The following is a 10157-nucleotide window of genomic DNA, read 5'->3' as shown; positions in this document are numbered from 1 at the left end:
ACCGTAGCGTTGTGGTCGTCATCCAGCACGATCTCCGGTGCCGTCGTTGCCGTGCTCCAGTTGACGGAGGCGGTGAGGTTTGACGCATCGAGAGGATCGGTGTCGTTGCAGGTAGCGAGGATCGTGACCGGCTCCCCGGCGAGCACGGTGCGGTCGCTCCCTGCATCGACCGTGAGGGCGGCCTGCACGGCAGGAACCACCAGGACAAGGGCGATCAAGAGGGAGAAGATCCGGATCGTAGTATCTCGTTTCATGGATAACTCATCTCCGGTAGATACTGGCTCTGCTCCCTTATTTGAGCGCATGGAGCTTCCCGGTTCAATCGATCATCCAAAAGGTTGGTCTATACCCTGAGCAGCCGGGCGTTGATCGCGACGATCACCGTGCTTGCGCTCATCAGCACCGCCCCGGCCGCCGGGGTGAGGACGATGCCGACGGGATAGAGGACGCCTGCGGCAAGCGGGATGGCGACGACGTTGTAGCCGGTCGCCCAGAGGAGGTTTTCGACCATCTTCCGGTAGGTCTTCTTCGAGAGGTCGACGACCGCCGCGGCGTCCCGGGGATCGCTCTTTGCGAGAACGATATCGGCGCTCTCCACGGCAACGTCGGTCCCCGCCCCGATGGCGATCCCGAGGTCGGCCTCGACAAGCGCGGGGGCGTCGTTGATCCCGTCGCCCACCATCGCCACCCGGTAGCGCTGCTGCACCTCCCGGATCTTTGCAGCCTTCTCGTGGGGGAGGACCCCGGCGAAGAACTCGTCGAGACCGAGTTCCCCCGCCACCCACGCGGCGACGTCTCGGTTGTCGCCGGTGAGCATCATGCACCGGACATCCATCGCTTTGAGCCGGGCGATTGCCTCCCCCGACTCCGGCCTGATGATATCGGCGAGCGCAAGCGCTCCCATGAGCCGGTCGTCCTCGAGGAGGAAGACGACGGTCTTGCCCTGCCGCTGGAGGCTCTCGACCCGCCCGTCCCCGGCGATACCCGCATCAGCGATGGAGCCCGGACCGACCACCCGGACAATCCGGCCCGCGACCCTTCCCTCGACGCCGACCCCGGGGATCGCCCGGAAACCTTCGACCGGGGGGACGGAGAGGACCCGCTCCTCCGCGCTCCGGACCACGCCCCGGGCGATCGGGTGCTCGGAGTGCGCCTCCACCGCCGCCGCCGTCCGGATCACGTCGTCCTCCGTCGCGCCATTGAAGGTGAGGACGTCAGTGACCCCGAACCTCCCCTCCGTCAGGGTGCCGGTCTTATCGAAGACGACCGCGGTGAGGTCTTTTGCCCGCTCAAACGCGCTCCGGTCCCGGATCAGGAACCCTGATGTAGCAGCAAGGGCCGTTGAGACCGCGATCACGAGCGGGACGGCGAGGCCGAGGGCGTGGGGGCAGGCGATGACCATCACGGTCGCGGCCCGCTCCACTGCAAACCCGGTCCCCGCCCCGAGGGCGAACCAGGCCACAAACGTCACCGCACCAACCGAGAGGGCGATCACCACCAGGAGGAACGCCGCCCGGTCTGCGAGGTCCTGCGTCCGGGACCGGCTCTCCTGCGCCTTTCGGACAAGGTCGATCACCTGCGCGAGATAGGTCTCCGCGCCGGTCTTCCTGACCTCGACGACGATGGAGCCCTCGCCGTTGATCGCGCCGCCGATGACCTCGTCACCGGGACGCTTCTTCACCGGCCTCGACTCCCCGGTGAGCATCGCCTCGTTGACGCTCGTCGCTCCCTCGGTCACCACGCCGTCCGCCGGCACCTTCTCCCCGGGCCGGACGAGAACCCGGTCGCCCGGCGCAAGGCGGTCAACGGGGACGTCCTCGGTCCTCCCGTCCCGGACCAGGTGCGCCTCCGCCGGCATGACCCGGACCAGCTCTTCAAGCGCCCGCGACGCCCCGAGGACCGAGCGCATCTCGATCCAGTGGCCGAGGAGCATGATGTCGATCAGGGTGGCAAGCTCCCAGAAGAACCCCTCCCCGGCGACAAGGCTGAGGAGGGCCGCCGAACTGTAGACGTAGGCGACGGTGATTGCGACGGCGATGAGCGTCATCATCCCGGGCATCCGCGCCCGGAGTTCGCTTATAAGGCCGGTGAGGAACGGCCAGCCGCCGTAAAAGTACACCGCGGTCGCGAGAGCGAGGAGGAGGTAATCCGAGCCCGGGAACCGTATGACGATCCCGAGGAGCGCCTGAACCGGGGCCGAGAGCAGGAGGATCGGGACGGTAAGAGTGGTCGAGACGATAAACCGCCGCCGATAGTCCTCAAGGGCGTGGTGGTGGGTACTATGAACGGGGCTTCCGGAGCCCGGGGACCGGCCCGCCTCCACGGGTTGCATCTCGTGCCCGTTGTGGTCGTGGTTCATAGTGACTGGCCGCCCCGTTGTGTGCGCGGTATCTCCTGCCATGGAGATGGCGGCCCGCGACGTAAACATTCCGGCGGTTCACGGACCGGGAGGCGCCTCCACACTACGTGCGCGACCTCACGACGGCGATGGAGTCTGGATCCAACGCCTCTCAGGTGACGGCTACCTCCAGGGAGAGATACACAGGTTTATATGCTTTGGAAAAGAGCATACTGCCGTTGGACGCCAAAACGTGCCTACCGGAGGGATAGATTCCAAAATTCAGGTAATATGCGTCAAAACTATCTATAAGGCCTTGCAACATTTTATCGCATAATAATTATAGAACTCTACGATAAAGGGAGAGGAACCCGGCCAATGTATGAACATCTGCCTGCATGCGGTAATCTCACTGCGCTTGCCGCCATACTGGAGACGCTCGACGAGGGAGTGCTCGTCGTCGGCCCCGGCAACCGGGTAGCCTGTTCCAACGGGTATCTCCAGCGCATCCTCGGTATCGACCGGGACGCGGCGAGCGGTGCCGACGCGGACCGGTTCATCCAGAAGACGATCGCGGAAGATTCGAGCCGGGCCGAGATCCTCGCGTTCCTCGCCGGACGAACGCGGTCTCTCGACGTCCTGTGCAGACCGCGAACGCCTGGTGACGTGAAGGGACAGGTCCGCTGCTCGTGCAGGGTCGCCGACGAGGGGCTGTTTCCGGGTATGCGGGTCATTCGCCTCTCGCCTGAGCCCGCCGCTCTCGCTGGCGATTCCACCCCCGGCGCCTCCGCCGGGACCGGGATAGAGGAACTCCTGCAGGAGGACGGGTACCGGTTCCTTGTCGAGAACATCAACGAGGGCATCGGGCTGATCGACAGGGAGGGCGTCGCGGTCTTTGCCAACCAGAGAATTGCCGATATCATCGGCTACCCGGTCGACGAACTGATCGGGATGCCGGTCGGCGCGCTCGTCGACGAGGAGGGTGCTCTGTGCCTGGGAGCGTACCTGCAGGGCCTGGACCAGAACTCGCATGAGGTCTTCGAGATCGACCTGATCCACAGGGACGGTGCCCGCATCCATACACTGATGGCGACAACCCCGATCATCGATACCGACGGCGTCTGTCGGGGTTTCCTCGCCGGGGTCCAGGACATCACACCCTTAAAGCGGATGGAGATGCAGCTCCGGGAGAGCGAGGAGAAGTACCGGTCGCTCGTCGAACGCTCGGCCGAGACGACCCTGATCCACCAGGACGGGAGGATCGTGTACATCAATCCTGCCGGCCTGAAGATGCTCGGTGCCTCACGCCTGGAGGAAGTGATCGGGAAGTCTGTCCTCGATATCGTCCACCCCGAAGCCAGGGAGGCCATCAGGTCTTTTGGCGCGCGGGACCTTCAGGGGGAAGAGACGCCGCTCGCTGAACTGCTGGTTGTCAGGCTCGACGGGACGACGGTCCCCGTCGAGGGGAGGGGCACGAGGATGTTTTACTCGGGAAGACCTGCGATCCAGGTCGTTATGCGGGACGTCACCGACCGGAAGCAGGCACAGGAGCAGTTGCAGGCAAGCAACCGGCGTCTCACGCTGCTCAACCGGATCGCCGGCACGTCCGCATCGGCCCGATCGCCCGGCGAGCTCATGGAGACTGCGCTCAACCAGACGCTCGACCTCCTCGGCTATGACGGCGGCGCCGTCTACCACGCCGGCGCCGGACGGAGCAGGATAGCGCCCCGGTACGAGCGGAACATGCCGGACGGGTGCCTGGAGCGGGCGGAGAGCCTTGTGAGGGAGTTTTGCGTCGGGCCCCTTGCTGCCGGCCAGCCCCACTACGTCGAACGCGATCCTGACCCGAACTCCTCTAAATCCCGTCTCCTCCGGGAACTCAGGTTCACCGCGCTCGCCTGCATCCCGCTCGTCGTCGAGTCCGACGTCTTCGGGACACTCCTCATCGGGAGCAGGGACCGGGGATCCTTCTCCCCCGAAGAGCGAGGGCTCCTCGAGGCTGTCGGCCGGGAGATCGGGGCCGGTATCCTGCGGGGAGTGCTCTACCAGAGACTCGAGGCGGCGAACCGGGAGGCGAACCTCTACCTCGACATCCTCACCCACGACATCAAGAATGCCGACAACGTCGCAAATATCTACGCCGATCTCCTCATCGACGAACTTGACGGTGAACCGGCCCGGCACGCCCGGAAGTTGAAGAAAGGCATCAAAAAGAGCATCGAGATCACCGCAAACGTCGCCACCATCAGGAAGATCCACGAGAACCAGACCGTGCTTGCACCCGTCGGCCTCCACGAGGTCATCCTGAGTGAGATCCGGCACTTCCCCGACCTCCGCATTCACTACAACGGTCTCCCCGTGGAGGTCCTCGCCGACAACCTCCTCCCGGAAGTCTTCACGAACCTCATCGGCAACGCCGCAAAGCACGGCAGGCCGGGGGTCGAGGTCATGGTGACGGTCGAGGAGATGGATGAAGAGACCGTCCTCGTCACCATCGCCGACACCGGCCCGGGTATCCCCGACGACGTGAAGGAAGCCCTCTTCTACCGGTTCGAGCGGGAGGGGGGAAGGCGGGGAAGCCAGGGCCTCGGCCTCTCGATCTGCCGGATGCTGACCGCACGATACGGCGGCAGGGTCTGGGTCGAGGACCGGGTCCGCGGGCACCCGGAGGAGGGCGCGGCGTTCCGGTTCACCCTCCGGAAGGCCGGGTGCGGGGGAGTTGCCCCCGCCTGAGCGCTCCCGTGCATGCCGCTGTCGACGATCAGGTTTATTCCTCCCGTGTCAGACATATTACCATGCATAGAGTCGCTCCTCTCCTCTTTGTCTGTATCCTCCTCTCCGCCGGATGCCTCGCCGCAGACGAGTCTCCGGCAGGAGCGGATCTCAGCCTGATCGCCCCGGTTGACCCGATACCCATATTCGACGGCCAGGCAACCTACTCCGGGATTATCGGTGCGGAGATGCCGCAGATCCAGGCGAACTACAGCATGGGATATGTCGCCATCGCACCGGGCAACGCGACGCCGCCGCACCGCCTGATCGGGACGGCGGAACTCGTCTATGTGCTCGGCGGTACGGCGGAGATCCGCTGCGACAACGAGACGGTAACCGCCCGCGAGGGAGAGACCGTGCTCCTGCCCGAAGGGGTGCTGCAGTCGATAGCCGCGGCCGGGGACGCCGATCTCACTTACATCACCGTGAGCCAGCCGGCCTACACAGCCGATATCGAGATATCCGGCGATGAACTTGCCACGCTGAGCATGACGACGGACGGGAAACCGGTCGTCGTCGCCGGTCCCCGTGAGGGGATCGAGTGGGACCTTGAATCCGGCGTGGCGGTCTACACCCTGGTAAACCCGGTGCTGATGAGGGAGAAGGCCCTCCCGATCGACTACAGCCTCGCGTACGTGGAACTCCTGCCGGGTGGCTACCTCGGCTACGACGGGATCAAGGGTTCATCCGACCTCCTCTACGTCATCGAAGGGGAGATCGAGGTCAACACCCCCGGCGGGCAGGCGGTACGGGTCCCCGCCGGGAGTGCCGCCTACGTCCCGCCGGACCTGGTGAAGGAGACCCGGAACGTCGCGGCCTCGACGACGAAGATCCTCTCGTTCATCGACCCGGCATGGGCGCCGGAGAAGACCGGCCTCTTTGAGTGAGGGTTCTCTCCCATCTTTTTTCACGTGCTCAGGACGGCGGCACGCCCGCCGGCCGTCCTATCCTGAGGGCGTTTACGATGACCGCAAGCGTGAGCCCCATGTCCCCGAACGCCACCGCCATCCAGAGGGAGATGAGGCCCAGGACGGCGAGTGCTGCGATGCCGAGTTTCACGACGATCGCTGCCGTGACGTTCTGCCTGACGACCGAGACCGTCTTCTCCGAGAGAGCCACGAGGTAGGCGACCTTTGCGATATCGTCCTCCATCACGACGATATCGGCCGCCTCGATCGCGACATCTGATCCTATGGCCCCCATCGCGACCCCGACGTCTGCCCGTGCGAGCGCCGGGGCGTCGTTCACGCCGTCGCCGACCATCACCACCGGCCCGTAACGGTCGATCAACTGCTCGACCATCGTGACCTTCTCCTCCGGGAGGAGCCCGGCATGACACTCGTCGATCCCGATGCGGCGCGCAACCGCCTCGCCGACGCGCTCGTTGTCCCCGGTGAGCATCACCGTCCTGATGCCCCTCGACCGGAGATCGGCCACGGTCTCTTTGGCATTCTCCCGGATCACGTCCGAGAGGGCGAGAAGCCCGATGACCGCCGAGTCGGTGCCGGCGAGGACGACGGTCTTTCCCTCGCTCTCCAGGCGGTCGTACGCCGCCTGCCATGCCCCGCCGGGGATCTCCATAAAGAGTCCGGTGTTCCCGACGACAGAGGCCACGCCGTCGATCCTCCCCCGGACGCCTCTCCCCGTCAGCGAGGCGAACTCCTCCACGTCCCTCGCCGGGATGCCCTCCTCATCCGCCCGCCGCCGGACTGCCTCCGCGATGGGGTGGCCGGACCGTGACTCAAGCGATGCAGCGACGGCGAGCACCTCCGCCTCCGGCACCCCGAAGGCGACGACATCCTCCACCTCGAGTCTCCCGGTCGTGAGCGTCCCGGTCTTATCGAAGACGATCACCCGGGCGAGCCCCACGGCCTCGAGGGAGTCCCGACCCTTGATGAGGACGCCGTTATGCGCCGCGGTCGTGATCCCCGAGACCATCGAGACCGGGGTGGATATGGCGAGCGCACAGGGGCAGGCGATGACGAGGAGGATCAGCGCCCGGTAGAACGCCTCAAGGAACGGGATGCCGAAGGCGAGCGGCGGGACCACGACGAGGAGGGCAGCGACGAGGATGACCGCCGGGGTGTAGTAGCGGGAGAACCGCTCGATGAACGCCTCGGTGGGGGAGGTGTGGGCCTGGGCCTCCGCGACCAGCGCCACGACCCGGGCTATCGTGCTCTCCTCTTCGGGCTTCGTCACCCGGACCTCCAGGTAACCGTCGGTGTTGCGGGTCCCGGCGTAGACGGCGTCCCCGACACCCTTTGCCACCGGAACGCTCTCCCCGGTGATCGCCGCCTGGTCGACCGATGACGCCCCATTGGTGACGATACCGTCGAGCGGGACCGTATCGCCCGGCCTGACTATCGCAGTCTCCCCGACGGCGACCTCGCCGACGCCGACGGTCACCTCCCCGCCGTCCCGCCGGACCCGGGCCGTCTGCGGCGCGAGATCGAGGAGCGAGGCTATCGAACGCTCCGCCCTCCCGGCCGCGTACTCCTCCAGGAACTCGGCGATGGCATAGAGGTAGAGGACAGTCGCGCCCTCTGCGGGGTTGGCGGTCAGGAAAGCGCCCGCCGCCGCGATGGATATGAGCACGGCGATGCTGAAACGAAGATGGATGATCGCGAAGAAAGCGTCGCGTAAGACCTCGTAGCCGGATAGCACCGCGGCAGCGAGCAGCAGGGCCGTGCCGGCGAGAGGATACGGGGTGAAGTAGACGAGGAGTACCCCGGAAAAGAGGAGGAGGCCCGATACCACGAAGACCGCGACCTCCCGCCGGTCGACGACCGGCCTGTGGACCTCGCATACCCCGGCCAGGCAGCGGGGACAGGACGGGGGCCCGTCATGCCCGGTCACGGTTCGCCTCCCGGCAGTCTATAAAGGATCGGCATCCTTGCGGTCGGGATCCCCGGGTGCAGGGCTTCGCCATAGTGAGAGAGTTGTTGGCGACACTGCCATAAAAAGTGGTTTGGGCGTACTTGACCCGGCATCCGATGTACTTTCCCGGGGAAACCTTGATGGAGCGAGAGGTCACCCTTTCACAGGACAGAAACATTATGGGGAGATCGCCCCAAGTGATCGGAAGAACTACCCGTACCGTATCTCCGTGTGCCGTCCGGCATATCCGGCCACTCTGCCCGCCTCCCCTGCAGGATTTTGACGATGCCTCTATCTCCACCTCCTGATGAACCAGACACCCCCGACCGGCTCTCCGCTCCAGGTAACACCACGAAAAAAGCAGAAGAACCGGAGAGTGAGCGGAGGGGCGACCGGGATTGCGGGATACGGGAACTCAGGACTCTCTATGCCATAAGCCGCATCACCGAGTGGCACGGGGTATCGGTCGATGAGGCCCTCCGGGAGATTGCCGCCATCCTTCCCGGCGGCTGGCTCGACCCGGAGGATGCTGTCGCCCGGATTGTTGTCGACGACCGGGAATACCGGTCACCGGGTTTTGTCAGAACCAACCGGAGGCAGGAATGCCCGATCGTCGTCCACGGCCGGGATGTCGGGAGGGTGGAGATCTGCTACCGCCATGCGCAACCTCGTGAGGGGGATGCGCAGCCCCTCGCCGACGAACGCCTCCTGATCGACGCTGTCGCCGGGAGGATCGGCCGAATCATCGAGCGAATATTGGCGGACGAGGCCGTCAGGAGGAGCGAAGAGAAGTACCGCCTTCTCTTCGAGCATCTGCTCGAGAGTTACACCCTCTACGAAGTCGTCCGGGACGACGCCGGGAACTCTGTCGACTACCGCATCCTTGAGTTGAACGAGAAAGCAGCCGACGTATTCGGCCTCAGCCGCGATGAACTGATCGGGCGGCGGCTCTTTGACATCTTCCCGGCGATCCGTGAAGGTGCCCGTGTCCTGTATGGGGAGGTCACAGAGACCGGTGTTTCGGTGCGGCGGCGGCTGCAGGAACCAAAAACAGGGCGGTGGTACGATATGCGCATCTACCGTCCGCAGGCCGGGAGGCTGGCCGTCACAGGCCAGGAGATCACCGGGCAGAAGCGAGCGGAACTCGCCCTCCGGGAGAGCGAGGAGCGCTTCAGGGAGATATTCGAACAGGCAGGGACCGGGATCGCGCTCATCGACCCGCAGGGGAGGATCTCACGGGCAAACCCGGCGTTTGTGGGCATGTTCGGCTACGATGAGGATGAACTGTATGCCATGCGGTTCTCCGACCTGATCTATCTTCCTGACAGGGGGGAGCCCGACCTTCCCCCACGGGAGAACGCCGCACAGGATAAGCGCTACGTGACGAAGGACGGCAGGGTCATCTGGGGGCGGCTGACCACTTCGCTCCTCCGTGACCCGGAGGAGCGGGGGCTCGTCATCGGGATGATGGAGGATATCACCGACCGGCGGGAGATGCAGGACGCCCTGCTGGAGAGCGAGGAGCGGTTCAGGGAGATTGCCCAGCGGAGTTTCGACATGATCTACACATGCTACACCGACCGGGGGATCACCTACATCTCCCCGGCCGTGCAGAGGATCCTCGGCTACACTCCGGATGAGATGATCGGCGAGCAGTGCAGCGACTACGTCCTCGAGAAGACCCGCCCTGACTGGCAGGAAGCCCGGGTCCGGGTCGCCCGGGGGGAGCCCGTCGAAGGGCTGGTGGTGGAACTCCGCAGAAAGGATGGAACGGTTGCTGTCATCGAGATGAACGAGTCCCCGATCGTGGAGGGCGGCCGGGTGGTCGGCGTCCAGACCGTCGGTCGTGACATCTCGGAGAGGAGGTGTTACGAGGATATGCGGCTACAGGCGTTCGAGCAGATCGAGCAGAACATTGAGCAGTTTGCCGTCCTCGCGGACCACATCCGCCTGCCCCTGCAGGTGATCCTCGGCATGGCCGACCTGATCGAGGACGGGACGCCATCGGAGAAGATCCGGGAGCAGGTGAAGCGGATCAACGGGATCGTCAAGCAGCTCGACGAGGGCTGGGTTGAGTCGCGCGAGATCCGGGAGTTCCTGCGGAGAAACGAACTGGTCTGACACCCTCCACTCGCCCGTCCGGAGATCCTCTTCCCCGGGATTGCTCGAG

The 10157-nt window shown here is 65.1% G+C and carries 5 protein-coding genes and 1 pseudogene; 3 read left to right on the top strand and 3 right to left on the bottom strand.

The features are described 5' to 3' along the window. Nucleotides 1–254, bottom strand: a pseudogene (locus V6K60_RS01115) (hypothetical protein); the annotation flags it as partial. Nucleotides 255–343: 89 nt separating this feature from the next. Further along, nucleotides 344–2359, bottom strand: a complete 2016-nt coding sequence (locus V6K60_RS01110; protein WP_332448668.1) for a copper-translocating P-type ATPase — start codon at nucleotides 2357–2359, stop codon at nucleotides 344–346. A gap of 357 nt (nucleotides 2360–2716) precedes the next feature. On the opposite strand from V6K60_RS01110, the gene V6K60_RS01105 reads away from it, so the two are divergent. Next, a complete protein-coding gene (locus V6K60_RS01105; protein WP_332448667.1) occupies nucleotides 2717–5071 on the top strand; it encodes a PAS domain S-box protein in 2355 nt (784 codons plus the stop codon). Nucleotides 5072–5133: 62 nt separating this feature from the next. Further along, nucleotides 5134–5997: a cupin domain-containing protein gene (locus V6K60_RS01100; RefSeq protein ID WP_332448666.1), complete on the top strand. Its 864-nt coding sequence runs from the start codon at nucleotides 5134–5136 to the stop codon at nucleotides 5995–5997. A 28-nt stretch (nucleotides 5998–6025) separates the two neighbouring features. Here V6K60_RS01100 and V6K60_RS01095 read toward each other — a convergent pair whose 3' ends face one another. Beyond that, nucleotides 6026–7966, bottom strand: a complete 1941-nt coding sequence (locus V6K60_RS01095) for a heavy metal translocating P-type ATPase (protein ID WP_332448665.1) — start codon at nucleotides 7964–7966, stop codon at nucleotides 6026–6028. A 306-nt stretch (nucleotides 7967–8272) separates the two neighbouring features. On the opposite strand from V6K60_RS01095, the gene V6K60_RS01090 reads away from it, so the two are divergent. Then, nucleotides 8273–10108, top strand: a complete 1836-nt coding sequence (locus tag V6K60_RS01090; protein WP_332448664.1) for a PAS domain S-box protein — start codon at nucleotides 8273–8275, stop codon at nucleotides 10106–10108. Nucleotides 10109–10157: the final 49 nt, after the last annotated feature.

It is taken from the genome of Methanoculleus sp. (assembly GCF_036677455.1).
Classification (GTDB): Archaea; Halobacteriota; Methanomicrobia; order Methanomicrobiales; family Methanoculleaceae; genus Methanoculleus.
The sequence above is the reverse complement of the archived record's forward strand: the minus strand, read 5'-3'. Positions and strand labels throughout refer to the sequence as shown.

Excerpts from the sequence above, each read along its gene's own strand:
- V6K60_RS01090 (WP_332448664.1), top strand. The coding sequence starts at position 8,273 with ATGCCTCTATCTCCACCTCCTGATGAACCAGACACCCCCGACCGGCTC.
- V6K60_RS01105 (WP_332448667.1), top strand. The coding sequence starts at position 2,717 with ATGTATGAACATCTGCCTGCATGCGGTAATCTCACTGCGCTTGCCGCC.
- V6K60_RS01100 (WP_332448666.1), top strand. The coding sequence starts at position 5,134 with ATGCATAGAGTCGCTCCTCTCCTCTTTGTCTGTATCCTCCTCTCCGCC.
- V6K60_RS01110 (WP_332448668.1), bottom strand. The coding sequence starts at position 2,359 with ATGAACCACGACCACAACGGGCACGAGATGCAACCCGTGGAGGCGGGC.